Source organism: Pseudoalteromonas sp. G4 (assembly GCF_028875915.1).
Taxonomy (GTDB): Bacteria; Pseudomonadota; Gammaproteobacteria; order Enterobacterales; family Alteromonadaceae; genus Pseudoalteromonas.
Genome location: NZ_JAPEHW010000156.1, coordinates 1 through 1175, shown reverse-complemented (window position 1 = coordinate 1175; position 1175 = coordinate 1). Strand labels below are relative to the sequence as shown.

The following is a 1175-nucleotide window of genomic DNA, read 5'->3' as shown; positions in this document are numbered from 1 at the left end:
TTCACGCCAAGGTTTAGCAGAAGGTGTTAATATGGGGCGAATTAAGAAGCCGCAATCATATTCACAATATCGTTCATACGCGATACATAGTTAATTTCGTTGTCGTACCAAGCAAGCACTTTAACAAGGTGCTTATCAATTACCTGTGTTGATAATCCATCAACAATTGCACTGTGGGTATCGCCCACAAAATCAACCGAAACAAGTGGGCGCATTTCAATATCTAAAATCCCTTTTAGTTCACCGTTTTTAGCTTTTTCAAAAGCATTATTAATTGCTTCAACACTGGTCGGCTGTTCCGTTTCAATAACTAAATCAACTAACGAGCCACTTAATAAAGGTACGCGCACCGCTAAACCATCAAGCTTGCCTTGAAGCTCAGGGAAAATCGTCATAATGGCTGTTGTTGAGCCAGAACTTGTTGGAATAAGCGACTCACCACAGGCACGTGCACGGCGTAAATCTTTATGCGCTTTATCAACAATCGTCTGCGTATTGGTAATGTCGTGAATGGTGGTCATAGAACCACGTTTAATACCAACCGTTTCTTTTAGCACTTTAATCACAGGGGCTAAGCAGTTTGTGGTACACGATGCTGCCGTTACTACTCGATGTTTATCTGCTTGGTATAAATCGTGATTTACGCCATAAACTAAATTAATAGCACCCTCATCTTTAACTGGGCACGATACCAACACACGTTCTAACCCTTTATCAAGTAACGGCTGAAACAGTGTTGATTGACGATATAAACCAGAACAGTCAATCAGTAAGTCGATATTGTCTACCGGTAATGCGGTTAACTCTTTTTCATGTAATAACGCAATTTTATGATTTTCAACATAAAGAAATTCGTCATCAGCATGAATTGCATTGTCTTTAAAGCGCCCTTGAACTGAATCAAACGCTAATAAATGTGCAATCGCTTCATTGCTGGCAGCTGGGTCGTTAATATACGCCAACTGATGATTTCCCTCTGCAAGCACAATACGTGCTAGCAACTTACCCATACGGCCAAAGCCATTAATCGCAATTTTCATAATAATCAGCCTAACAATTTGAAGATTTAAAAGACGTTAAATCGCGCTGCACTTGGCAATCGCTTTTGAGTGAATCGAGCGTAAGTTTTAATATCGTTAATAATGGCTCGGTCATCGCTTGATTAAGTTGATAAA

The 1175-nt window shown here is 39.9% G+C and carries 1 protein-coding gene; it reads right to left on the bottom strand.

Annotation, left to right across the window (positions count from 1 at the left end; all coding sequences use genetic code 11):
- Positions 1-41: 41 nt before the first annotated feature.
- Positions 42-1040: an ArsJ-associated glyceraldehyde-3-phosphate dehydrogenase gene (locus ON073_RS20340; protein WP_274763690.1), complete on the bottom strand. Its 999-nt coding sequence runs from the start codon at positions 1038-1040 to the stop codon at positions 42-44.
- Positions 1041-1175 lie beyond the last annotated feature (135 nt).

Bases quoted from the DNA above. Each gene is read 5' to 3' on its own strand.
- ON073_RS20340 (WP_274763690.1), bottom strand. From the start codon at position 1,040: ATGAAAATTGCGATTAATGGCTTTGGCCGTATGGGTAAGTTGCTAGCA.